At 47.1% G+C, this 25968-nt stretch carries 14 protein-coding genes; 12 read left to right on the top strand and 2 right to left on the bottom strand.

Annotation, left to right across the window (positions count from 1 at the left end; translation table 11 throughout):
* The first annotated feature begins 99 nt into the window (after positions 1–99).
* The 10 genes from ACI0FF_RS06430 to ACI0FF_RS06385 all read left to right on the top strand — a co-directional run bounded on the left by ACI0FF_RS06430 (position 100) and on the right by ACI0FF_RS06385 (position 9177).
* Complete coding sequence (locus ACI0FF_RS06430; RefSeq protein ID WP_419799297.1) at positions 100–2076, top strand: TonB-dependent receptor domain-containing protein; 1977 nt, start codon at positions 100–102, stop codon at positions 2074–2076.
* 107 nt (positions 2077–2183) lie between these two features.
* Positions 2184–3308, top strand: coding sequence for an ABC transporter substrate-binding protein (locus ACI0FF_RS06425; protein ID WP_419799296.1), 1125 nt, complete (start codon positions 2184–2186; stop codon positions 3306–3308).
* Positions 3308–4378, top strand: coding sequence for a FecCD family ABC transporter permease (locus ACI0FF_RS06420; RefSeq protein ID WP_419799295.1), 1071 nt, complete (start codon positions 3308–3310; stop codon positions 4376–4378). The genes ACI0FF_RS06425 and ACI0FF_RS06420 overlap by 1 nt, the downstream gene beginning before the upstream one ends.
* A complete protein-coding gene (locus ACI0FF_RS06415) occupies positions 4375–5175 on the top strand; it encodes an ABC transporter ATP-binding protein (protein ID WP_419799294.1) in 801 nt (266 codons plus the stop codon). Before ACI0FF_RS06420 ends, ACI0FF_RS06415 begins: the two co-directional genes overlap by 4 nt.
* Positions 5172–5504: a DUF2218 domain-containing protein gene (locus ACI0FF_RS06410; RefSeq protein WP_419799293.1), complete on the top strand. Its 333-nt coding sequence runs from the start codon at positions 5172–5174 to the stop codon at positions 5502–5504. The genes ACI0FF_RS06415 and ACI0FF_RS06410 overlap by 4 nt, the downstream gene beginning before the upstream one ends.
* The gene (locus ACI0FF_RS06405) at positions 5497–6189 is read left to right on the top strand and encodes a MotA/TolQ/ExbB proton channel family protein (protein ID WP_419799292.1); all 693 of its coding nucleotides are present in this window, start codon (positions 5497–5499) and stop codon (positions 6187–6189) included. Before ACI0FF_RS06410 ends, ACI0FF_RS06405 begins: the two co-directional genes overlap by 8 nt.
* Entirely contained in the window at positions 6164–6577 is a 414-nt protein-coding gene (locus tag ACI0FF_RS06400; protein ID WP_419799291.1) for an ExbD/TolR family protein, read from the top strand. Before ACI0FF_RS06405 ends, ACI0FF_RS06400 begins: the two co-directional genes overlap by 26 nt.
* Entirely contained in the window at positions 6574–6999 is a 426-nt protein-coding gene (locus ACI0FF_RS06395; RefSeq protein WP_419799290.1) for an ExbD/TolR family protein, read from the top strand. The genes ACI0FF_RS06400 and ACI0FF_RS06395 overlap by 4 nt, the downstream gene beginning before the upstream one ends.
* Positions 6999–7856, top strand: coding sequence for an energy transducer TonB (locus ACI0FF_RS06390; RefSeq protein ID WP_419799289.1), 858 nt, complete (start codon positions 6999–7001; stop codon positions 7854–7856). Before ACI0FF_RS06395 ends, ACI0FF_RS06390 begins: the two co-directional genes overlap by 1 nt.
* Before the next feature lie 184 nt (positions 7857–8040).
* The gene (locus ACI0FF_RS06385; protein ID WP_419799288.1) at positions 8041–9177 is read left to right on the top strand and encodes a prohibitin family protein; all 1137 of its coding nucleotides are present in this window, start codon (positions 8041–8043) and stop codon (positions 9175–9177) included.
* Here ACI0FF_RS06385 and ACI0FF_RS06380 read toward each other — a convergent pair.
* Positions 9174–16871 carry an amino acid adenylation domain-containing protein gene (locus ACI0FF_RS06380; RefSeq protein WP_419799287.1) on the bottom strand — a complete coding sequence of 2566 codons (7698 nt, stop codon included), beginning with the start codon at positions 16869–16871 and terminating at the stop codon, positions 9174–9176. The genes ACI0FF_RS06385 and ACI0FF_RS06380 overlap by 4 nt on opposite strands.
* A 130-nt stretch (positions 16872–17001) precedes the next feature.
* Positions 17002–17688: a YcjF family protein gene (locus tag ACI0FF_RS06375; RefSeq protein ID WP_419799286.1), complete on the bottom strand. Its 687-nt coding sequence runs from the start codon at positions 17686–17688 to the stop codon at positions 17002–17004.
* A 579-nt stretch (positions 17689–18267) separates the two neighbouring features.
* On the opposite strand from ACI0FF_RS06375, the gene ACI0FF_RS06370 reads away from it, so the two are divergent.
* Together ACI0FF_RS06370 and ACI0FF_RS06365 are read left to right on the top strand one after the other, a co-directional pair.
* Positions 18268–22818, top strand: coding sequence for an amino acid adenylation domain-containing protein (locus tag ACI0FF_RS06370; RefSeq protein ID WP_419799285.1), 4551 nt, complete (start codon positions 18268–18270; stop codon positions 22816–22818).
* 2 nt (positions 22819–22820) lie between these two features.
* The gene (locus tag ACI0FF_RS06365) at positions 22821–25949 is read left to right on the top strand and encodes a non-ribosomal peptide synthetase (RefSeq protein ID WP_419799284.1); all 3129 of its coding nucleotides are present in this window, start codon (positions 22821–22823) and stop codon (positions 25947–25949) included.
* The last annotated feature ends 19 nt before the right edge of the window (positions 25950–25968 follow it).

Below are 25968 nucleotides of genomic sequence, written 5' to 3'. Positions count from 1 at the left end.
GGTGTTTTTGCAAACATATCCTGACTCGCCTCTCCATACATCAGTTGATATTAACAATCATTCTTAACTTTTTAAAGATTTTAATTTCCGAGGATGACGATGTCACAAAAACTATCGGATGCCCCCTCCAAGGCATACACATTCAAAAACGCCCTTTTGGCGGGGTGTGCCGCAATCGTTTTAAACGGCACAGCACAGGCACAAGATGCGAAAAAAGACGAAGAAAAAGCAATCATCCTTGCGCCGATTTCCATTGATGCCAAAGCCGATGTCATTACCGGCGGCGTACAGGTTGATGCAGATGATTTGGAACGCATTGATCCAGTGGATATGAAGGATGTCTTTCGCCAAGAACCCGGTGTTCATGTCGGTGCCCCAGTTTCCATCGCACAAAAAGTCTACGTCAACGGAATTGAAGACACAAACTTGGCTGTTGATATCGACGGTGCCCGTCAAGCCAATAAAACCTACCACCATATCGGCACCACAATTATGGATCCCGGTTTGCTAAAAAGCATCAAGGTTGAAACGGGTGTCGCCCCAGCCGATGCCGGACCAGCTGCGCTCGGCGGAAGCATGAGCGTCGAGACAAAAGACGGTCGCGATTTGGTCACACCGGGTGAAAACTTCGGCGGTTTTGGCAAAATTTCTTATAATACCAATAACAAAGGGTCCAGCGAAGATTTGGCCATTGGTGCGCGCTACGACAATATTGATGTCATGTTTTATGGCTCCAACACCGCAGGGCAGGCCTACAAAGACGGTAATGGAAATAAAATCAAAGGCACGTCCCCAGAAGCCTACAACGGTTTATTCAAAATCGGGGCAACCGGTTCCACCGGATATCGCCTGAAATTCAGCGCCAATTATATGGAAGACGACGGCATTCGTTCTGCACGTCCTAACTTTGTTGTGTCTACACAACTCCCGTCCCACACCATGTATGACCGCACAAACGTGACGTTGGCATTTGGGGATGAAACCCCCAGTGACATGTGGGACCCCAAAGCAAGCTTAAGCTATACCAAAGCCGATTTAACCGATCATCGCCAAAATTCGCTCACCATCGTTGCGCATGTCGAAACCTTAAACGGTAAACTGTCCAACACCTTTACCACGGATATGGGTAAAATCACGACGGGTGTGGATTTTTATAACGACAAAGGAACAGGTGGCTATAACGCCGCCAGTTATTATACAGAAGAAAACCTCAATATCGGTGGGTTTGCCCAAGCCCGTCTCGATCTGACCGATCGTTTAAGAACATCTGTTGGCGGTCGTTACGATTTTGCCCGACTAAAAGGTAATAACGGAACCAAAGTCACCGATAGCGGTCTAAGCGCCAACGCCAACATCGAATATGATATTACCTCGCAAATCATGGGATATGGGGGGCTTAGTACTGTTTTTGGCGGTTTACCAATTGCGGAAGCAGGTACACAGACCAATGCCAGCACCTATAACGGTATCGAGGCTGCGCGAGCACGCAATTACAAAATCGGTGCCCTTTACGAAATTGACCAGTTCACGTTGGACGGTAACTGGTTCTGGACCGAGATTAATAATGCCCCGGTTCTGTCCAGCCCAGCCAGCCGAAATACACAGCAAGACATCAATTCACGCGGGTTCAATATCAGTGCGAAATATAGTTATGACGACGGCTTTGTCAAAGCAGGCTTTTCGCGTTCAACCGTTCGCGTAGACTCTGATGTCCCCAGCACAACGGGAGACAGCTACACAGGTACCCTTATGGGCGACATGATGAACCTTGAAGTCTCCCACACCTTACCCGAATACGGCGTACGTCTGGGAACCAGCAATGAATACGCCTTTTCTAACGACGATATTCGCGTGCAAACAGGTAAATCCCTGCCCAGTTATCTGGTCTCCAACATATACGGCGAATGGATGCCGGAAGATGTCGATGGTTTGACCCTGCGACTGGATGTGAAAAATCTGTTTGATGCCACTTATGCCGACCGGGCGAATGCGGCCTATGACCACGCAGCCGCCTTTGTTTACGAACTCAACGATCCCGGTCGTTCCGTTATTCTTACCGCCAAGCTCGATTTTTAGGAGGAACGCGACAATAGACACCGTTTGCTCAGTGTGTCGATAGGGGATGGGTGGCTTGAATAACAGGCCGCCCATTTCCTGCGTTTAAAATCATGATCAAAATATTCTTGTCACTTTTAACAATACTTTGTCTTTCCAGCCATACAGCTGATGCCAAAGAAACGATTATTTTAAAAGATTTAGCAGGGCGTGATGTCACCATTTCCGTCCCTGTAGACCATCTTATTCTCGGTGAAGGCCGCTTCCTTGCCACCTTAGGGATCTTGGATCGCGACAACCCGGTAAAACGCGTTGTCGGCATGATGGGGGAATTTGAAAAACTGGATCCTGCCGGTTTTGCCGAATATGTCCGTCATTACCCGCAAATTGCAGATATTCCCAAAATCGGTGGTAATGGCGAGGCCACCTTCAGTGCCGAAAAAGCCTTTAGCGTCAAACCCGATGTCGCCCTATTCGGTATGGGTAGCGGGCATGGCCCAAACGATAAAAGCGCAACGGTTATCAAACAGCTTGAAGCCGCTGGCATTCCCGTTGTCGTTCTGGATTTTCGGATTGAACCGCTGGAAAACACCCCAAAAAGCGTCGAAATATTGGGTAGACTTTTAGGGAAGGAACAACAGGCAGCACAATTTCTCTCCTTTTACCGCACTCACCTGAATAACATCCAGCAGCGTCTGGAAGGTGTGGAAAAACGCCCTTCCGTCTTTATCGAGGCCCATGCAGGCATGCTGCCGCAATGTTGCCGTGCCTTTGGTCGCAAAATGATGGGACGTTTCATTGAATGGGCAGGCGGCACCAACGCCTTTGGCGACATGATCCCCGGTGCCGTTGCGCAAGTGAATATGGAACAACTGCTCACGACCCAGCCCGATGTCTATATCGCAACCGCTGTTGGATCCCAGATGAATATGGAAAATGCCCCCGGCCTGATTGCACTGGGTGCAGGCACCGGTGAAGAAGCCGCCCAAAAAACATTTGAACATGCCTTGAAACGCGATGTGATTTCCCGATTAAACGCCGTGCAGAATGGAAAAGCCTATAGCATTTGGCACCATTTCTACAACACCCCCATGAATGTGGTCGCCGTCGAAGCAATGGCCAAATGGCTGCACCCGATCTTGTTTGAAGACCTTGATCCAAATGAAACCTTAAAGACCTATTTCGACCATTTTCAGGCGGTGCCCTTAAATGGCGTTTACTGGATCAGTCAAAAGCCCAAAGGACAAATATAATGTCTTATCTAAATGCCCTTTATGCCCCCAGCGGGTCTTTGGCTCGCGAATACCATCGACTGACCCTGCAACGTCTGTACTGGCTTATCGTTCTTGCCATCGTCTTAATCGCCACCGTTCTGTTTAATGTTGCCAGTGGGCCTGCAAATTTATCCGTCACAAAAATTTTAACCTCCCTTGTCGACCCTCTGGTGCTCAGCAAAAACGAGTCCCTGATTATCTGGCAAATTCGCCTGCCTTATGCCCTTATGTCGGTTATCGTCGGGGCATGTCTCGGGCTTGCCGGGGCGGAACTGCAAACCGTTTTAAACAACCCGCTCGCTAGTCCTTCAACGCTGGGCATTATGTATGCCGCCACACTGGGGGCCTCACTCGCCATCGTTTTTAATCTGGTGCCCTTCGGTATACCTGAAAATTATGCCGTTCCCGTCTTTGCCTTTGTCGGGGCAATCTCGGCTGTATTTGCTATTCAATATGTCTCCAAACAATTTGGGGCCGGGCTGGATACGGTGATCCTGTTTGGGATTGCGATGGTCTTTGCCCTGCAAGCCTTGATTTCCTTGATCCAATTTGTCGCCGACAGCAACAGCCTGCAACAAATCGTGTTTTGGACAATGGGATCATTGGCGCGTGCCACTTGGGAAAAAGTTGCTATCGTCACTACCATTTTCGGTCTTTGCCTGCCTTTCTCCATTCGCCATATGTGGAAAATGACCGCCCTTCGCGGTGGTGAAGATTACGCCAAAAGTTTCGGGATCTCGGTTGAACGCATGCGTTTGGGGGTTTTGTTCCGTATCAGTATTTTAAGTGCCGCTGCGGTGGCCTTTTGCGGTGTGATCGGTTTTGTTGGCCTTGTCGGCCCCCATATCGCACGCCTTGCCTTTGGGGAAGATCATCGTTTTTATCTTCCCGGTGCGGCATTGGCGGGCGGTTTTATCCTTGCGGGTGCCTCTGTTCTCAGTAAATCCATTGTACCCGGCATTCTCATTCCCGATGGGATCGTGACAGCCCTGATCGGCATTCCCTTATTCCTTGGTCTGTTAATCAAACAAAAAAGGAAAGGTGCATGACCACACTCAGCATTCAAAACCTAACCCTTTCCTATGGGGCAAAACAAATCCTGTCCGGTATTCATCTGGACGAGATCAAGCCCGGTTCTCTGGTTGGTGTTCTGGGACCAAACGGGGTTGGGAAATCAACATTTGTCCGCGCCATTGCGGGTTTAGGGAACTATCAGGGCGATATCCTGCTAAACGGTGAAAATATTGAAGACCTTCCCCAGATCACGCGTAGTGGTCTGGTCGGATATTTGCCGCAAACCTTGCCCCAAGGCACCACCTTGCTGGCTTATGAGGCCATCTTAAGCGCTTGTAGGGCCGTTCGCCCCGATCTCAACACCGCCCAAGTTGACACCTTGATCGAAGAAATATTCGATATTCTGGAAATCCGTCATCTTGCCTTTTCCCCCATGAACAAATTATCAGGCGGGCAGCGCCAAATGGTCGGTCTGGCGCAAATCATTGTTCGAAAACCAAGCCTGTTGTTGTTGGACGAACCGACCAGTGCCTTGGATCTCAGGTGGCAGCTTGGTGTTTTTAATGTTGTGAAATCCCTGCTGAAACAGCGAAACGGGATTTGTTTAATGCCTATTCACGACATCAATCTGGCTTTGCGCCATTGCGACCAGATCGCCTTATTCGCCAAAGGTGAACTTCTCGCATTTGGCCCCCCGAAAGAAGCCATGACAGCAGAAAATCTGCGTCTTGCCTACCGCGTAGAGGGACGTGTTGAATATTGCAGCAAGGGTAATCCTTTTGTCCTTGCAGAAACCCCTCTTCCCTTTGAAGAAATGGAACAATCCGCATGAGCAAAAAAATGACCGCACGACAAATGAGTATTCCCACTGAGCATGCCAGTAAATACCTGCAACAACTTTGCAAACACTTCGCCCACAAGGTTGAGGCATCTTTCGATGCGTATAGCGGTTTTGCCGCCCTGCCCCCCGGCCCCTGCACCATGACGGCAAACGACAATGTTTTACGTATTCATTGCCGGGCACAAGACGAAGAAGGTTTGCGGATAATGGAAAGCATTATTGAAACCCATCTCGTTAAATTTGCATGGCGAGAAGACATCAAAATGCAATGGCAAGACTGTCCACACACCAACATCACAAAGGAAGTTTCCCATGATTGAACCAGAAACATCCCCTTTCCAACAACTGCTGGAAACCATGAACGCCGGTGGGCCGGTTGTTTATCTGCTCTGCGCGCTTTCGGTTGTTGTGCTCAGCGTTACTTTTGTAAAACTGATGCAGTTTCATATGCTCGGCGTCTTTCGAAACAAGCTTGCCAAACAAGCCGTCAAACAGTTTCGTAACGGCAAAAGCCAAGCTGCCCTTGGACTCTGCATGGGATGTAAAAGCATCCGCTGCCAGGTTGTCGCCAAGGCCATACGCGGACAAATGCATCCACACATCAATAAAGAACAGGCCCGCGAAGAGGTTTTGCGCGATGCGATTGACCGGTTGGAAAGCCTATCTTCTCATCTGCGTATCCTCGAAGTGATTGCCGCCCTCGCTCCTTTGCTGGGTCTGTTTGGGACTGTTTTGGGGATGATTGATGCGTTTCAGCAATTGGAAAATGCTGGAAATCAGGTGGACCCGAGCATTCTGTCCGGCGGGATTTGGCTGGCCCTTTTAACCACTGCCGTTGGTCTGGCCGTTGCGATGCCGACCGTTGCCATCAACAGCTTTTTCGAACGTCGTCTGGAACGCCTGACGCATGACTTGGACAACTTGATTGCACAAGTATTCGTGGACAATTTCGATCAGACTTCATTTCAGGTAGTAGAAAATGCAAACGCTTGGCAACGTGCTTAAACGATCACGCCGAAAAAACCCCATCAGCTTGACACCTTTGATTGACGTGGTGTTCATTTTGCTTGTGTTTTTTATGCTGGCGTCCAGTTTTGAAAAGACACGTACTGTTGAACTGCAAGCCCCGCAAAAAGGTAAGGCAACAGCTGCAAAGGCAGACGTGCCCCCCTTAAAAATCAAAGTTACGGGGGCCAATCATTACACCGTTGCCCAACAGGACTACAACCTGATGTCTCTGGAACAGTTTCTGCGTCATAAAACGGATCAAACCATTCTGGTTCAAACCGGAAAGGAGGCTGCCCTTCAGGATGTCGTCGCCTTGCTGGACGTCAGCGCACGTCTCGATCTGAAAAAGTTTTCTCTGCTTCCCTTTGAAGAGGCGCAACCATGAAAAGTTTAAAGCAAACCTTCAAAAAGCAAAAACAGGGTGGCGAGGAACATATTTTACCACTAATCAATGTTGTGTTCCTGCTCCTGATCTTTTTTATGATTGCCGGTAAGTTGACCACATCGGATCCCTTTAAAATTGATCCCGCCACGTCCATGAGTGAAACCCGCGTCGAACAAAAAACGGCCTTGATCCATTTAGGGGAAGGTAAAAAGATCGCTTTCCAAAATGAGGAAATGGATCAAAGCACATTATTGCGCAAACTCACCGGCTATATGCAGGACCATCCCGACAGCAAAGTCCGTCTCAAGGTTGATGGTACCTATCCTGCGGGTGAGGTTCTGCAATTCCTTAGTACTTTGCGCGAAAGCGGTGTCGAAAAGGTCGCTTTATTGACACGCTTAGAAAAAGGGGAGGCACAGTAATGTTAAAAACCTACCATTGGTTTGGGGCTGTTGCATTCGCCTTCTTCATCCATGCCACGTTGGCTTATGTCTTTTTTTACGATAAAAAACCTGTTTCCGGTGCGTTGGCAGAGGGCGTTGGCGGTCTGGAAATTTCCATCAGCATGATCGCTGCTGCACAAGGCGCAGAAGCGCAAACAGAAGTCAAAGAAACACCGCAACCAGTCGAAGAGCCCGAAATTAAAGACCCCGAAGTGGTGGAAAAGCCGATAGAACCGGAACCCGCCCCCATCATCGAAGAAGAAATCGTGGAAACACCGGAGCCGGAACCAGTTGAACAGGTGGCAGAAATCACGCCTGTCAGCAAGCCTAAACCTCGTGTAAAACCTGTTGTGAACGCACCCGAAAAACCAACTCTTAAAAAGAAGGTCACCCAAAAACCAATCAGTCCCAAACCTGCGCCGGTTAAAACACAAGAACCCGCACGACCCAAACAGCTTGCCAACCTTTCACAGGGCAGCACACAAAAGGCCCCCAAAGCCAACCGTATGGACACCACGACACATGCAGGCGGTGGTGTGGTCGGCACTGTACGCCCAGATTACATAACTAAGCTGCGTTATTGGCTGGAAAAACACAAAACATATCCACGCAAAGCCAAACGCCGCCACCAAGAAGGTGTTGTTGTTCTTAGTTTCACTGTCAGCCGCGATGGTCGTGTCACCAATTACCGGGTCAAACAAAAATCCGGTTATAAAGCCTTGGATCAAGAAACATTAGCCATGCTGGAACGTGCCCAACCCCTACCAAAATTTCCAACAGAAATGAAAGAAGACAAACTTCACCTTACCCTCCCCATCCAGTTTGCGCTACGTTGATAGAACATTTTAGACATCAAAGTATAAAGAAGGCTTGCCTTCTTAAATACAACTATTTAGATAACTTAATTGCACAACATATCAAAAGAGTTGTTGCAGTCGTTTTCGTCTAGCTTTAAGTTGCAAATATATTTTTTCTATCTTTATAAGATAAGCGTCGCCGCACGCGGGAGTAAATTGCAACATGGCATCCGTGAGAAAGTTCATCCGCCGTCATTTCATGTGGCTTTCGCTCTGCACACTCCTTTGTCTTTTTATGATTGTCCTGCTGTCCGAGAAAATTTTCATCAGTATTCCTGCCGGACATGCCGGTGTTTTATGGGAGCGTTTTAACGGCGGGACGGATGTTAAAACCACCTACCCCGAAGGGTTTCACGTCATCCTGCCCTGGAATGAGATGACGATCTATAGTGTCCGTCTGAATGAAGCAACCAGCACCTTTAACGTGCTAGCCAAGGATGGCTTAAAAATTGATGTAGAATTTTTGGTCCGCTATCGCCCAAAAGAGGACCAACTTGGTTTTTTGCACAAACATATGGGGGAAAAATACCTTGATATCTTGATCCTGCCGGAAGTCAGTGCCAAGGGGCGTACCGTCATGGCCAAATATTCCCCTGAAGAAATTTACAGCACCAAGCGATTTGAAATTCAGGAAATTGTCGAAAAAGAGGTGAAGGAAGAATTGAAAGTCGTCCTGACAAAAGACGATGGAAATAAAGATTTGATTTTTTTGGAAGATGTCCTGATTAAAAGTATTCATTTGCCACAAACCGTCCGGCTGGCCATCGAAGCCAAGGTCGAACACAAACACCGTATGCTCCAATATGAATATATCCTGCAACGTGAACAACAGGAAAGCAAACGCAAAGCCATTGAAGCTGGTGGTATTCGTAAATTCCAAGATATCATCAAAGACGGCATTTCACCGCGTTACCTGAAATGGAAAGGCATCGATGCAACCTTGGAACTCGCGCGTTCCAATAATGCAAAAATTGTTATTATCGGGGCTGGGGATGAGGGTATGCCCTTGATCCTTGGTAATATGGATAGTAATAGCGCTGCCATTGATCCTGATACCAAAAAAGAAGAAGAATGGCAGCGCAAGTTGACTTCTGAAAAACCGGATTCCATCGGGCAGCTTGATGACCCCGGCACCACACGAACCACACAGTCTGACAAGACATTCGCTCAAAAAGCTTTGGAAAAACTTTCCATTAAAGATCTGTTGAATGAAGATAACAAAGATACAACGACAGATGCACAACCTATGAAATCAGAAAATGATTCTACCGCCCCGGATAAAGCGGCCGTAAAACCTTAAAAACTGAATTCTTCTACCTGATCGATATGACTTTCCTTCCCGCTCTCCCCTAAGTCAAGGTCAATGAGGGCGGTTCCTTCCTGCTGACAAAGCTGGTGTAAAAGGAATTGGAAACGGGTCATCATCTCTTCGATCTCTACTTGATTAAATAAATGGCTGTCATATTCCAGAACACCAAACAGCTGCTCTCCCTCTTCTGACACGGAAAAGACCAGATCGAATTTTGCTGCTCCACTCGGTGTCGGTAACAGCTTCATTGTAACCCCGTTTAAATCCTGTGCCTGTGCACTGGCATTTTGCAACACAAAGACATTTTGAACCAAAGGTGTGCGTTCTTCGCTACGTTGCGGGCAAACTTCACGCACGATATGTTCAAACGGCACATCCTGACGCGAAAAACCGTCCAACGTGATTTCACGAACACAACGCAACAGCTCGCTGAACGTCATCTCCGGTTCAAACTGTAGACGCATGGGCATCATATTGACGAAAAAACCGATCAAGGGTTCGATCTCGCGATGATTGCGGTTCGCGATGGGTGATCCAATGACAAAATCGCTTTGCCCACTATAACGATAAAGCAAAACCCCATAGGCCGCCAAAAGCCCCATATATAAACTGACACCTTGTTGACGGCACACTTCCTTCACCGCGATTTTCAGATCATCCTCAAACACAAAACCATGTTTCAGGCAGGGGCCTGTCCCTGGGTTTTCATCTTTTTGAGTGGACAGACAAAAATCAGGACGGACCCCTTGCAGTTTTTGAATCCAGTAATCAAGTTGCACCTGGTAATTGCTGCTGTTTAACCATTCTCTCTGCCAATGGGCAAAATCACCATATTGCACCGATAAATCAGCCAAAGGAGCCCGTTTTCCTGCCTGATAAGCCTGATAAAGGGTGGCCAGTTCATTTAAAAACACCCCAGTGGACCAATTGTCCGCCACGATATGATGCATCCGTAACAGGAAAATAAATTCATCAGGCGTTGCCGTTTTGATCAAACAGCCCGCCAGTAAGGCATCATGTTCCAGATCAAAACACGCCACCGCATTCTCATGGCTTAAACGATCCACTTCGGTTTCGTACATTTCAAGGTTCAAGTCCGATAAATCACGCACGGTGAAAATATCATCCTTCACAGGCCGCAACACGCAAACAACACGGTCATCTTCATAGATAAAGTTTGTCCGCAAGACTTCGTGACGGCGAATAATTTCCAAGAAACTTTGACGGAAGGCCTCAACATCCAACATACCGGAAACACCAACCGTCACAGACATATTGTAATTGGAACTGCCCCCTTGCAAACGGTCCAGAAACCATAATCTTTCTTGTGCAAACGATGCGACTGTCCGCTTTTCAGGCGGCAGGGGCTTGATCGACGGTATCTGATATTCAGCCTGCCCCTGCCCTGCTTCAATCAAGCCGGCAATTTCGGAAAATGTCGGGGTTTCAAATATCTGTCGCACGGTAATCTCACAAGAAAACGCTGCGCGCAAACGCGATACCAGTTGGGTTGCCAGTAAGGAATGTCCGCCGACTTCAAAAAAATTATCATGGCGTTGCGGAATGCTGCCGCCTAAAACATCCATCCAAATGAGCGACAGAATATCTTCTACAGGTGTACGCCATTTAATAACGTCTGCCTCTTGAACAGAACTATTTTCCTCTGGTGCCGGTAACTTCGCACGATCAATTTTGCCACTGCCTGTCACAGGCATTTCATCCAACGTCACAAACAGGGATGGCACCATATAATCCGGTAATTTGTCTCGCAAATAAGATCGCAACCCTGTTATGTCGGATGAAACCTGATTTTCAAAACAGACATAGGCCACAAGTTTTTTGCCCTGTCCCTCAAAGTCATGGGCGACAACGCAACATTCACGCACCGGATCAAACCCATTTAGAATGGTTTCTACCTCCCCCGGTTCAATGCGAAATCCGCGAATTTTAACTTGTTTATCGGCGCGTCCCAGATATTTGATACGTCCGTCGGTGTGCCAAATCGCCAAATCACCCGTTTTATAAAGCCGTCCCAATGAGGTTTCCACAAAACGTTCTGCGGTTAAATCAGCACGCCCCAAATACCCGAGTGCGACAGCCTCTCCCCCCACATGAATTTCCCCAACAGCACCACAAGGCACCCGGTTCCCGGCTTCATCTAAAATATAGATATTGGCCCCGTTAATGGGATAACCAATAGACGGCAACAAGGGCCAAATGGACGGGTCACCCTCTAAAACCTCACTTGTCACAACATGGGTTTCCGATGGGCCATAATGATTATGCAAACGTGCATCACACACATGAGAAAACAAATCAATAATAGCAGGTGTGACACGCAATTGTTCGCCTGCTGTAATCACGTCGCGCAGATAATCGGGATAAAGACCTTCTTCCTGTGCCACCACACTGAACTGCTGCAAGGCAACATAGGGCATAAACAGGCGTTCAATCTTTTGCCTTTTTACATAAGGAACAAGTGCGTGAAAATCGCGGCGCATATCTTCATCCACCAGATGCAAACAACCACCGCTCGCCCATGTACTGAACACTTCCTGAAACGAGACATCAAATGTGAAAGGCGCAAAATGCAAAGTTCGGGCACTTTGGGATAAAACGGGATCGTTCATATGCCACTGGATCAGGTTGGACATGGCCCGGTGCCCCATCCCCACCCCTTTGGGCACACCTGTTGAACCGGATGTATAAAGTACGTAGACAAGACTATCCCCTGTCATATCACACCTCGGATTTTCAATGCTTTCTTGCGCACAAATTTGTGCGTTACGATCCATAATCACAAGGTCAACATCATCAGGTGCGATAACATCTTCGTCACAAATCACCAACCGTGTTGCGCTATCCTTGATCATGGTATCCACCCGGTCTTTGGGATAATCCGGGTCAATCGGCAGATAAGCAGCACCAGCTTTTAAAATACCCAACAGGCAAATGGGCAAACGGTCTGTGCGCTTCATCATCAAGCCGACGATATCGCCTGTTTCCACCCCGGCCTTTCGCAAATAATGTGCGACCTGATTGGCTTGTGCATTAACTTGGGCATAGCTCAATGCCTGATCTGCAAAACACAGTGCCCGGTTTTGTGGTTGCGTTTGCACAACCTGTTCAAAAATTTGATCAACACGCAGACTGCAATCCCACGAAACAGGTGGATAAATCACATCAGCCGCACTCATGGGGTAGCTATTGATCGGTTGATCCGGTTTTTCAACAACCTGTTGTAACAGGTGACAATAGTTCTGTGTCATTTGTTCAATGGTTTCTGCCTCAAACAAATCACTGGCATATTCTACAAGGCCACTGTAACCCGTTTCATTTTCAGTGATATAAAAAACCAAATCAAAACGCGCAGCATCAAATTCCACAGGTTCCAACGAAATCTCCAGCCCTTGCGCATCACTCTGTAACGCAAGGGGGGTATTCTGCATCACAAACATCACCTGAAAAATCGGCGCATGGCTTAGGCTGCGCTCCATGCCCAAATCCGTCACCAGTTTTTCAAACGGCACATCCTGATGGGCATAGGCCCCCAGTGCGCAATCTTTGACCTGTGCCAGTAAATCTTCAAACATAGGATTAGCTGATAAATCGACCCGTAGGGCCAATGTATTGACAAAGAAACCAATCAAATTTTCCAATTCTGCCCGTGTGCGATTGGCAATCGGCGTGCCAACCACCAAATCGGTTTGTCCGCTAAAACGGGCCAAAACCATGTAAAAAGCACTCAGCAGGACCATAAAATCGGTGCCCTCATTTAAGCGGGCTTGTTGTTTAACCCCGTGGCGCACAGGGGATGCAATATCAAACCGAGCCAATTTCCCGCGATAACTTTGCACCGCAGGTCGCGGCTTTTGACAAGGCATATCCAGAACAGATGGCAAACCTTGCAACCGTTCCCGCCAATAGGACAATTGCGCATCCAAAACACCTGCCTGTTCAAAACGCGTGCGCTGCCACAAGGCAAAATCACCATATTGAATGTCTAATGCCTCAAAGGAATTATCGAACCCACCGGCTTCATACGCCTGCATGACTTCTTGTGCCAGCACCGCAGACGACCAACCGTCAAACACAATATGATGGATGGAAACCGCCAACAGATAATTGTCTTCGCCTTCGCGCACCAGTTTCCAACGCAGCAACGCATCTTTTTCCAGATCAAACGGTTCATGTAAAAAGGTATGGAGTCGATCTTTATCCCAATCCACCACTTGCAACGCGATATACAGTTCATCGCGTATTTTCTGAAACGCCTGCCCGTTTTCTTCCACAAAATTGGTGCGCAGGTTTTCATGACGGGCAATGACATGATTAAGGGCACGTTCAAGGGCACTTACATCCAACTGACCGCGCAGTCGATAAAGGCTTGGGATATTATAGGCCGCACTTGGCCCTTCCAGCATTTGAATAAACCATAACCGTTCTTGTGCATAAGACAACGGGATAACACACCCTGGGCGACGCCGTGGAATCATCTCCTCATCACCCGTCCCGTTTAAATAGAGCACAATTTCTTCAATGCGCGGATGTTCAAAAAAAGTGCGCAGATTAACCTGTGTTCCAAACTGTTTTTGCAAACGGGTAACAACCTGTGTTGCCAGCAAGGAATGCCCGCCCACTTCAAAAAAACTGTCCTGAATACCAAAATCCGTATGGCTCAGAACAGCCGCCCAAACATCAAAAACTGTTTGCTGTAACGCCGTTTCTACAGGTTTACGCACTTCCCCTGTCAAAACAGCCCCTTCCTTGGCCTGCAACTTACGCCGATCAATCTTGCCATGTGCTGTTAAGGGGATTTCATCCACAGCAAAGATATGAGACGGGATCATATAATCAGGCAATTTTTCTTTCAAAAAACGTCGCACATTCGTCGCTGGAAACGTTATATTTTCATCAGCCGCAACAATATAGGCAACGATCTCGTCCACACCGCAAGATTTACGACATAAAACCACACAATCGCGAATGACCTCGTGATCACCCAACAAACTTTGAATTTCGCCCAATTCCACGCGAAAACCACGGATTTGAATTTGATCATCCAGACGGCCACAATATTCCAGTGACCCATCCGCCAACCAACGCCCCAAATCCCCACTGCGATAAAGACGTTCTCCGTTATTTAAAAACGGATCGCGAATGAAACGTTCGAGGTTGAGTTCTTGACGGTTTAGATATCCTCGTGCAACACCAGCCCCGCCCACATGAATTTCGCCTTTCACACCAATGGGCACAAGCTGCCCGACCGGGTCCAGCAAATAAAATCGCAAATCGAGCAAAGGATCCCCAATCAGGCTTTGCGGCTTATGGGCATCGTCTTTACGTAAGGCACGAAAACTGGCATGAACCGTTGTTTCGGTAATGCCATACATATTCACCAAAACGGGTTGATCATCTGCATGACGTTCATACCAAGGTTTCAACTTGCGAAAATCCAGCGCTTCACCGCCAAAGATTACATAACGCAGGGCCAAGTTATCTACTTCACCGACCCGTTGATCCACATTAATCAACGCATAAAAAGCAGAAGGTGTCTGATTTAAAACCGTTACTTTTTGTTCACATAACAGGTCATAAAAAGCATCCGTGTTCCGCGTCGTCCAATAAGGGACAACGACCAAGCGCCCCCCAGTCAACAACGCGCCCCATATTTCCCACACGGAAAAATCAAATGCATGGGAATGAAACATCGTCCAGACATCTTGATCATCAAAATCAAACAAGCCGCGTGTCGTGCTGAACAGACGCACCACATTGCGCTGTGTGATTTCCACCCCTTTGGGCTTACCGGTAGAACCTGATGTATAAATCACATACGCACGCTGGCTCAAATCCTGCTGAATTGCCGGATTTTCGGTGCACATATCCATCTTTTGTTCATCAAGGCAAACAAAATGCAATGTCTGATCTGCCACAATATCGCATAGTTGCACTTTCAACAGCGTGGTGCTGACAACAATTTCAATCCCGGAATCATCAACCATATACCCCAGACGATCATTCTGATAGGCCGGTTCCAGCGGCAAATAACTGCCCCCCGCTTTTAAAATACCCAGCACAGCCACCACGGTTTCGATGGATCGTTCCAGATAAATCCCCACTAATGTTTCCGGTACGACCCCCAAATCCATCAATTCATGAGCCAACCTGTTTGCACGTTCATTTAATTCGCGATAGCTCAAATTCTGATTTTCATAGCTCAGGGCAATCGCATCGGGACGTAAGCGGACTTGTGTTTCAAACTGGTGTTGAAGAAGGGGCCCATCTTTACTATGCCTTGTTTTTCCCGCCCCCAAGGCAATCATATCCACCCGTTCATCGTCTTGCATCATGTCCAGATGGGCCAGACACATTGTTGGATTTGAAAGCACATGATCCAATAAAACCTGAAAATGCCTGATCATCCGTTCAATGGTGGAACGATCAAAAATATCCTTTTTAAACAGAATAGAGCCCACAAGGCCATCTTCTTCCCAAAACGCAAATTCAAGATCAAAACGTCCCATTCCGGTTTGATATTCAACAAGGGGGCGGACCGTCAGGCCATCCAGTTCCATATCCCCCATCGGGGCATTTTGAAAACTGTAGGAAACCTGAAACAACGGGTTAATATTTAGATGACGTTCCGGTTCCAGGGCCTCCACCAGTTGTTCGAAGGCGACATCCTGATGGGCAAAACCGTCTAAAACAGTCTTTTTCACCTGCTTTAACAAATCATAAAAGTTCAAATCATCTTTAGATAAATCAACACGCATAACCAACGTGTTGACGAAGAAACCAATGAGTTGTTCCACCTCACTCTGTTGACGATTGGCAAGGGGGGACCCCACCGCAATATCTTCACTTTGGCTATATTTCCCCAACAAAACCGATAACAATGCCAAACAAAACATATATGGGGTCGTCCCTGTTTCACGGCACAATCCCTGTAATCGGTCATGTTGTTGCGTTGTTAGACGAAAAGAAAGCCCCTCGGCCTGCCATCCGCGCGCCTTTGTCCTTTCTCGGTCAAGGGGAAGGTCCAGAACAGGGGGCAGTCCGGCCAGTTGATCTACCCAATAGGACAACTGCTTGCCCATCACTTCGTCATTTAAATGTTCATGCTGCCAATCTGCAAAATCACCATACTGGATCGGCAGCTCAGATAGATTTGGCGCATCACCTTGCGTAAAGGCTTTATAGAATGCGGAGAGTTCCCGGATCAAAATGCCCATTGACCAGCCATCAGAAACAATATGATGCATGGTACATAAAAAAATATGATCATTCGTCCCTATCTCAATCAGACGGAATCGAACCAAAGGGCCACAGGTCAAATCAAACGGGGCGCGAAGATGTTCTTGAACCTGTTGTTCAATCCAATGCGAGAACTCATCATTGGCGATGGCCGGGGCGGGCACATGATCGACAACGGGTTCAAACGGCGCATGTATACGTTGGATTTGTTGCCCATCGATCTCATGAAAAGTCGTACGTAATATCTCATGGCGTTCAACAATAGCCGCCAGACTTTTATGCAAAGCCTTCACATTCAATGACCCGCATAACTGAATATTTGCCGGAATGTTATAATAAGGGGCATCCGGGTCAAGCTGGGTCAAAAACCACAATCGTTTTTGTGCAAAGGACATGGGAAATTGAACGGTTTCTGAGATCTCACCCATTGGACACACCTATGCATCACAAACAGTTTACCGTTTGCGTTTTGTTATTTGATAATCAAAGAGAGGCGATCCGAAGTTTCCTTTTCCGTTTTAAGAAAAAGAAACTTCGGTTTAGCGCATTCGGGAAAATTTAAGCCGGTGCAGCTGCAGAAGCTGTTTCGTCCGCATCCACAGATACATCAGCTTCTTTATCTTTTTTCATACGGCTGACCATACCTTTACCCTTGGCATACAGGTCTTTGGAATAGCCTTTAACTTTTGAGGCATCAAAGGAACAGAATGTCCCCCCAGATTCAAAATGTTTCACCAGAATGTGACCGATCACATAGGTCAGGGCACCCGCAGTAATCGGCAAGGCGGCAATACCCGCCACACTGCCGGCACCAGGGATCAACTTGACAACACTAGCCCCCAGGCCTTTTGCCAATTCAACCGGACCAACGCCACCAACGATACTGACAGCAGCAGCAGTCGCCAGATTTTTGCTGAACGGCACATCGTATAAATCAGCCAGTTCTTTCATCATTTTTAATTGAACAGCACCGATCGTAAACATATCGGCAATCGGAAGCGGCACAACACCAAATCCCAACGCCCAATAGATATTGCGACGAACAATTTTATCAGCCGCCGCATGTAAATCCAGATCATGGTCATGATGTTCAAGACTATCTTCATGATCCCCAGCATGTGCCATTTCAGCAGCTTGCGTTGCTGGTGCATCACTCGCCGCAGTTTCAGTCGCGCTTTCTGCTTTTTCAGATTCTTTCGTCGTTGCGGTTTTGCGCGCAGGGGTCTTCTTGTCGGTATCAGTCACTTTGGTCACCTTTGGTAAATGTAAAAGACGATTACTCAGAAGCCTTGGTATGGATGTAGTTATCTTCCATAGAAAACAGCATGATTATGCCAATGATGGGGGATAACACGAGCGATCCAAAAAAGAATCCCCAAAAACCAAACCGTTTATGAATGCCAAGCATTCCAATCAACAAACTGGCAAGAATCCAAATTCCTAACATGGAACCCAAGAGTTTTCTCCTCATGTCGCAAACCAATTTGAAATAGGTCGCTTTTTCAACAAATGCATAATCAGGTCGCCTTAAGAAAACATCTTTAAAGTGTATCGCTTCCTCAACGCTTCCGCACTGTCAATTCTATCCACACAACTGCAGAAATATCAATAGTTGTTTTTATTTAAAATTTACAATTAATTTTTATTCTTTTAAATCAAATATTTAGTTTGTTATTTTATTATAATTTTCATTAACCTTCTCAAGATTATAAAAAAAATACTATACAATCTAAACAAGTAAACATAATCTGGCACACGAATAGATAGATACACCAGAGGAGGGAGAAATACACTATACATATTAATTAGTGTATTTCTGGTAAGATGAAACCAGTCAAAAACAACATCGCCAATATCTATAAACTGTCCCCTATGCAGACGGGATTGTTTTTCCATTACCTGAAAGGTGATGATAAACAATCGTACCTTCAGCAAATATCATGGCGCCTCCAGGGGGGATTTGATGTCACGGCTTTCAATGAAGCATGGCAAACGCTGGTAAACCGCCATGACATCTTGCGCACAAACTTTGTCTTTCAAAACACCCCAACCCCTTTGCAGGTTGTCGCAGAGACGCGCTCCCTTGATTTTCAAGTTATTGATTACCGCCACCTTGACAGCCAAGACAAAGAACAAGCGGTTCACACATTTCAAAAACAAGAAAAACACACCCCTTTTCACCTTGAAAGCAACATGCTGCTGCGCTTGCGCGTCCTGCAATTAAGCAATGACAGTTTTGAAGTCATCCTCACCCATCACCATATCATTATGGATGGTTGGTCACTTGGGAATCTGGTTAAAGAAGCACTGGATATCTATATCGCACGAACCAACAATAAGCCGTTGCCGTATGAGAATCCAATTGGCTTTGCAAAATATATTAAATGGCGTGAGGCACAAAACCAAGCAAACTCAATTGAATACTGGCAAAATTATCTAACGGGCTTTGAGACGCAATCAACACCGGCTCAACACCCCAGTGGCAAAATCAGAACCGCACCTAAAGCCCTTCATTTCGAGGTCACACCAGAACAACTGAATAGTCTGAACAAACTGGCAAATGACCAAAACATCACCCTGAACAATCTTTTTCAAAGCCTTTGGGGACTTGTACTGTCCCATCACGCCCAATCTGACGATATTGTTTTCGGTTGCGTCGTTTCTGGTCGCCCACACGAGATTGCCGACATTGAAAAAATGGCCGGAATTTTCATCAACACGATCCCGGTACGTATTCAGTTCACCCTCGATATGCGCCTTGCGGACCTGTTTTCTCAGGTTCAGCACAATGCATTGGCAGGTGAACCCCATCAACACATTGCCTTGGCTGATATTCAATCAACCACCCCCTTAAAGGATCGTCTGATCGGGTCCTTATTCGTCATGGAAAACTATCCTCTGGACAGTGTGTTTGAACTCAACACCTTACTCCCCGGCACCGACTTTGCTGTGACCCAACTGGAAACGTGGGAGAAAACGCATTTTGATCTGGGCGTGCGCCTTCTGCCCGATCAAGATCGCTTGAAAGTTAAAATCGGTTACAGCCCAGCCCTTTATGATGATGGAGATATGCGTCATCTCGCTGAACATTTTCTACGCGCCATATCAGAATTCATAAGACAAGGTGCTGAAGCCCGACTAAACGATATTGATCTGTTATCAGATACAGAAAAAGCGCAACTAAAAAGCTTCTCGCAAGGTGCCCCCCTATATCACGAACAGGATAAAACAATTATTAACCTGTTCCAACAACAGGTCAAAGCCCATCCGACAAGAACCTGCCTGTCGTTTGAAGAAACCCGCCTGACCTATGCAGAGGTTGATCTGCAATCTGATCGAATTGCCGCCCATTTACGAAAAAGCGTCAAGCTGTCCCCTGATGACCGCATCGCCTTGATGCTGACACGCAGCCATTGGTGTGTCCTTGCGATTCTAGGTGTGCTCAAAGCCGGGGCCGCTTACGTTCCCATTGAACCCGATTTCCCAACAGAACGCATTGATTTCATTTTAAAAGACAGTCATGCGCGTGCGATTCTGGTGGACCCACAAACACAATCAAAGGCCCGCGAGGTCACAACACAGCCTTGTCTTGAAATTACGAACCTTCCCGATCTGCCTTTCCAGCGGGTTGAAACCAAAACAACCGATCTAGCTTATGTCATTTACACATCGGGCACCACCGGCACACCCAAAGGCGTTATGATTGAACAAGGCAGCGTCGTTCATCTGGCCCATGCCATGAACCGGGATGTCTATCAACGCCATCAACGGTCCCTCAATATGGTGCTTTTAACCACCTATGTGTTTGACGGGTCGGTGCAGCAGATTTTTTCAGCCCTGCTTTATGGGCACAGCCTGTTCATTATGGATGATGACAGCAAGCGCGATACACGTAAGTTCAGTCAATTCTGCCAAATCTATAAAATTGATATTGCCGGTTGCATCCCCAATTTTCTTGCCTTGCTGGACGAAGCAGGTGAATTGGACGCCCTGACAAAACAACTCAGCCACATGATTTTCGGTGGGGAGGCTTTGCCTGTTTCCCTTGCCAATAAGGTGGCGCAGAATTGCACGGTTTCCAACCTCTATGGTCCGACAGAATGTTGTGTAAACGCCCTCAGCTTTACCACCGTCCCCCCCCTAGCAACCGATACAGCACATGTTCCCATCGGGAAACCGTTAGGAAATGCGGAAATCTTTATTTTAAATCCGCAAGGACACCCCGTTCCCCTTGGTAGCATTGGCGAACTATGTATCGGCGGGCCGGGTGTTGCCCGAGGATATTTAAACAATCATACCCTGAACGGTGAAAAGTTTATTCCACACCCAACCACCCCTGAAAAACATATCTATAAAACAGGTGATCTCGCCCGTTTTCTATCTGATGGAAATGTAGAATTTCTGGGCCGCAATGACCAACAGGTCAAGATTATGGGCTATCGTATTGAGCCAAGCGAAATTGAAGACAGGCTCAATCGGTATGCGCACATCAAAGAAGCCTGTGTCATTGCGGCACAAGACCATACAGGACATACCTATTTAAAGGCCTGCCTCGTTGCCCATGATGAGATTAACCTTGACGATTTACGTCAAGATTTATCGGCAAGTTTGCCTGTCCATATGGTACCCAGCCGTTATGCTTTACTAGAAAACATGCCCCGGCTTGTTTCCGGTAAAATAGATCGCAAAGCCTTACTTGAAATTGTTGAAGTTGACGAACAATCAAACAAAATTGCGGCAACACCCCCAACAACAAAAACCGAGAAAATCCTCCTTGAAGCATGGCAACATGTTTTCGGGCGTACCGACATTGGCATTCATCATGATTATTTTGAACTGGGCGGCGATTCCATCCGCGCAATCCAGTTGCTATCCCAGCTTTATAAATCGGATTTAAGCATTCAAATCAAAGACCTGTTTGACAATCCAAGCGTTGCCAAACTCGCCCCTTTTATCACGCAGGACCATTTTGTTGAAGAAGACGACATCACCGGCGAAGCCTTGCTTGGCCCCATTCAACGCCGTTTCTTTGAAAAATTTTCGACCAACCCCAACTGGTTCAATCATGCCCTGTTGTTACGCGCCCATGAACGATTGGATGTAACGGCAATGGAACAAGCCGTTCAAGTTCTTGTTCAGCAGCATGATGCCTTCCGACTGAAATTCCACCAATCTCCAGATAAGAAGTGGCATCAGGAATTTTGTGAAACGACAAACGGTTTTAAATTGCAAACAGTGCAACTGGATAGAAAACGGGATGAAAACCGCCAAATTCTGCGCCAAGCCAATCAGGCCCATACCGGACTTGATTTAACAAACGGTCCCTTGGCCAAAGCCATTATCCTGCATGGGGCAAAACAGGACCATATCTTGCTGGTGGTTCACCACCTGATTATTGACGGCGTATCCTGGCGTATTTTGTTGGAAGATTTAACGCAAGCCTATCACAACATAAGGGCCAAACAGCCCATTAATCTACCACGCAAAACCCATTCCCTGAAACATTGGGGCAACGCGCTTGCCCAATACGCACAAAGCAATGAATTAAAACAGGAAGTTCCTTATTGGCAACGCATCCGGCAAACCGATGTTTGTCCCTTCCCCGTTGAAATCCCATCACCGCACAACCGCCTGTGCGATGTGGAAAGTTGCAGCGTAAGCTTATCCCCCAAAGACACGCACACCTTGATGGGGGAGGTCAACAACGCCTTTCACACCAGCGCAGAAGAAATTCTGCTGGTTGCCTTGGCGCGTGCTTTAAAAAACTGGAAAGGATTGGAAAAAACCATTGTCATGCTGGAAGGACACGGTCGTTCCCCTGTCCTTAAAAACAGTGATGTCAGTCGGACACTGGGTTGGTTTACCTCGCTTTATCCTGTTTTACTGGACCTGTCACAAACCGCGAAAACCGACCAACAGATAAAAACCATTAAAGAAAACCTGCGCCAAATTCCCAACAAAGGATTTGGATATGGTGTGTTGACTTACCTGTCTCAAGACGGTTTAGACCCTGACCCCACCTTTGATCAACGTTGTCACATCACGTTTAATTACCTTGGACATTTTAAAAATGCCCAAAACACGCCCTTGTTCGATATTTCAACGGACAATACCGGCACAGCCATTGCCCCCAGCGCCAAACGCACAAGTGATTTGGACATTGCAGCCATCGTCATGGATGACTGTCTGGAAATCACCCTGTCCTACAGTCGTCATCGCTATTTAAAAAGCACGATGGAAGACTTGCTTCAAACCCTGCATGAAGAAATTGACAAACTCATCGCCTTTTGTAGCACGCGCGACACATCGGAACTGACCCCTGCCGATTTGACCCTGTCCAACCTCAGCCTTGATGAATTTGAAAGCCTGTTCTGATCATGAAGAAAGAAGACCTTAAAGATATCTATCCCCTGACCCCCTTGCAGGAAGGCATGTTGTTTCACGCCTTGTTCGATGATGATCAAAGCACCTATGTTGAACAATTTTCCTATCTCATCTCAGGTTCGTTTTCGCCTGATCTATTTTTAAAAAGCTGGCAGGACCTTGTTGATCGTCACGATATTTTACGCACTGCTTTTGAATATGAAAGAACCAAACAACCCTGCCAAATTGTTCTCAAACAGGTACGCGCCGATACCCGTTTCATTGATCTCAGCAACCTGAAGAAGGACGAGCAGGAAACGACACTCGACCAGCTTCGTAAAGAAAACCGGGAAAAACCATTTACACCTCATGCCGGACAACTCGCCCGCCTTTGCATCGTGAAACTGGACGCGCAACATCACGAGATTATCCGTACCCATCATCATATCCTACTGGATGGATGGAGCAGCGCAATCTTATTGCAGGAATTAATGGAAATTTACAGCGCCAAAGTCCGTGGCGAACAGCCAAACCTTACGGCACCTGTTTCTTCCAAACCTTATTTCAATTGGCTTAATCAAAGAAACAAACAAGACTCACTTGATTTCTGGACAAAATATCTAGACGGGGCCACGGCAACACATTTGCCGTTTCAACGCGATAAAGACGGCTACACCCCGGCAAAACATCTGCTGCAATTAAGTGAAGAAACAACAGGTGCCTTACAGACCCTTACACAAAAATTACGTGTCACACCTGCGATTTTATGTCGGGCCATTTGGGGATTAATGCTGTCCCGTTACAAAGGGAAAGACGATATCCTGTTTGCCAGTGTCGTTACTGTGCGTCCTCATAACGTGCCACACGTTGAACATATGGTAGGACTGTTTATCAACACCATCCCGGTGCGAATTAAAATAACTGAGGATATGCGTTTCTGTGACCTGCTTTCCCAGTTGCAGGATGAGGCCCTCAAAACGGATCCTCATAACGATCTCGCCCTCAATGATATCCTGACGGATGCGCAAAAACCGGATCACCTTTTCGCCTTTGAAAACTTTCATATCGATGAAGATTTTCAGGAAAATATGGAAAAGGATGCCTATGGCCTGACGGTTGAGCGTCTCATCCGTCACGAACATACCCATTATGATTTCACCCTCGCCTTCAATCCGGGAACTCGCCTGAGTGCTGAATTTTCCTATAACGCAAACCGATTTAGTGCCGCACAAATTCAACGCATGGCGGGGCATTTTGAACATATTTTGCATCAAATCATAGCAGCACCCACAAGAACAGTCGGCGAAATAGATATTTTAGGGCCACAGGAACGTGAAATCGTCTTAAAGAGCTTTAACCATAATCAACCGCAAACATCCCCATTCCCCCTGTCCGTTATCGAACGATTTAAACAGCAAGTGGAACTGGCCCCTAACGCACCGGCTGTTGTTGATGGTCAAACCCGCTTGACCTACCGTGAACTGGACCAACGAAGCGATGCGCTGGCCCATCATTTGCAAACAAACTTCGCCATAAGCAGCAATCAACATGTTGGCGTTCTTTTGGAACGTTCCGCCTCACTGGTTTGTAGTTTTTTTGGTATTCTCAAGGCTGGTGGTGTTTATGTCCCGCTTGATCCCGACACACCGCAGGCACGCATTGCCTATATCCTGAAAGACAGCGAGGCCATTTGCGTTCTGTCCAACACCCAAAACCTTAAAAAAATTACGACCACAACACCTGTTTGTAATCTTGATCAAGAATGGGATCAACGGATCGACGACTTTACGCCTGTGCAAACCAACGGCCTGGCCTATATGACCTACACGTCCGGTTCCACCGGGCAACCCAAAGGTGTTATGGTCGAAGAGGTTGGCTTGCTTAATCTCGTAAACTGGCATGAACAGGCTTTTGATCTGTCAAGCGGCAGTCGGGCAACGCTTTATGCCTCCCCTGCCTTTGATGCATCACTTTGGGAAATCGTGCCCAATTTACTCAACGGCCTTTGCCTGTACACTGTCCCCGATCCTATAAGACTGGATGTGGCGCAATTAATCATCTTTTTACACGAAAACGACATCAGCCATACCTTCCTGCCGCCTGCCATATGCGAAGACGTCAGCAAAATACATGCGGGCAAACTTACAAATAAAATCAAAATTCTGACCGGCGGAGATGTCTTGAAAGATATCGGGGCAGGCGATTTAAACATCTATAACAATTACGGTCCCACAGAATGCAGTGTTGTCGCCACCTCAACACACATTACCCCTGATGCGCCGATCACCATTGGACACCCCATTGATAATGTTCAAGTCTATTTACTGGACCAAACCTTACGTCCCGTCCCCATTGGAATTGAAGGTGAGATTTATCTCGGCGGTTCCAGTCTTGCCCGTGGATATTGGAAACAGGACGATTTAACCCGTGAAAAATTCATCTCCCATCCGTTTCAGCCCGGCGCACGCCTGTATAAAACAGGGGACATTGCCCATTGGGATGAACAAGGCGATTTGCATTTTATCGGGCGCAATGATGATCAAGTTCAGGTGCGCGGCTACCGTGTGGAACTGGGCGAAATTGAAAACAAACTGGAAAGCCATCCCGACATTGACCGAGCAATCGTCATTGTTGACGATCACAGTCACCTTGTCGGTTTTTACCTTTCTACAATCCAGACAAACGAAGCCGATCTAAAATCTGCCCTTGCTCGTCTGGTGCCGTCCTACATGATCCCACAACGTCTTATTCAGCTGGATAAGCTGCCGCTGAGTGAACGGGGAAAAGTGGATCGCAAGGCATTAGCGCAACAAAGCAGAAAGCACACAATCACACAAATTTACCACGCCCCGACAAGCGAGACAGAAATCACCCTTCAAGAGATCTGGCAGGAAATATTGGAAAAAGACCCGATCGGTATAGATGATAATTTCTTCGATATTGGCGGACATTCCCTAAGCGCAACACGCATTATGTCACGCATTCGCAATAAAATAGCCCTTGAACTGCCCTTTCACAGCCTGTTCGACAACCCGACCATTGCCCGCCTTGCGCATGTGATTGAAGACCTCAAACAACAAGAAACATCTGCCCCCATCCGCCCAACCATCACCCGATCAAAACGCCGTCAAGCGGCCCAATAGGACAAAACGGTTTGGATTT

It is taken from the genome of Terasakiella sp. 4MB5A (assembly GCF_050058155.1).
Taxonomy (GTDB): Bacteria; Pseudomonadota; Alphaproteobacteria; order Rhodospirillales; family Terasakiellaceae; genus Terasakiella; species Terasakiella halodenitrificans.
This window is presented reverse-complemented; position numbering and strand designations above follow the sequence as displayed.

Excerpts from the sequence above, each read along its gene's own strand:
- ACI0FF_RS06365 (WP_419799284.1), top strand. The coding sequence starts at position 22,821 with ATGAAGAAAGAAGACCTTAAAGATATCTATCCCCTGACCCCCTTGCAG.
- ACI0FF_RS06370 (WP_419799285.1), top strand. The coding sequence starts at position 18,268 with ATGAAACCAGTCAAAAACAACATCGCCAATATCTATAAACTGTCCCCT.
- ACI0FF_RS06400 (WP_419799291.1), top strand. The coding sequence starts at position 6,164 with ATGCAAACGCTTGGCAACGTGCTTAAACGATCACGCCGAAAAAACCCC.
- ACI0FF_RS06415 (WP_419799294.1), top strand. The coding sequence starts at position 4,375 with ATGACCACACTCAGCATTCAAAACCTAACCCTTTCCTATGGGGCAAAA.
- ACI0FF_RS06405 (WP_419799292.1), top strand. The coding sequence starts at position 5,497 with ATGATTGAACCAGAAACATCCCCTTTCCAACAACTGCTGGAAACCATG.
- ACI0FF_RS06395 (WP_419799290.1), top strand. The coding sequence starts at position 6,574 with ATGAAAAGTTTAAAGCAAACCTTCAAAAAGCAAAAACAGGGTGGCGAG.
- ACI0FF_RS06420 (WP_419799295.1), top strand. The coding sequence starts at position 3,308 with ATGTCTTATCTAAATGCCCTTTATGCCCCCAGCGGGTCTTTGGCTCGC.
- ACI0FF_RS06390 (WP_419799289.1), top strand. The coding sequence starts at position 6,999 with ATGTTAAAAACCTACCATTGGTTTGGGGCTGTTGCATTCGCCTTCTTC.
- ACI0FF_RS06385 (WP_419799288.1), top strand. The coding sequence starts at position 8,041 with ATGGCATCCGTGAGAAAGTTCATCCGCCGTCATTTCATGTGGCTTTCG.
- ACI0FF_RS06380 (WP_419799287.1), bottom strand. The coding sequence starts at position 16,871 with ATGGGTGAGATCTCAGAAACCGTTCAATTTCCCATGTCCTTTGCACAA.
- ACI0FF_RS06430 (WP_419799297.1), top strand. The coding sequence starts at position 100 with ATGTCACAAAAACTATCGGATGCCCCCTCCAAGGCATACACATTCAAA.
- ACI0FF_RS06410 (WP_419799293.1), top strand. The coding sequence starts at position 5,172 with ATGAGCAAAAAAATGACCGCACGACAAATGAGTATTCCCACTGAGCAT.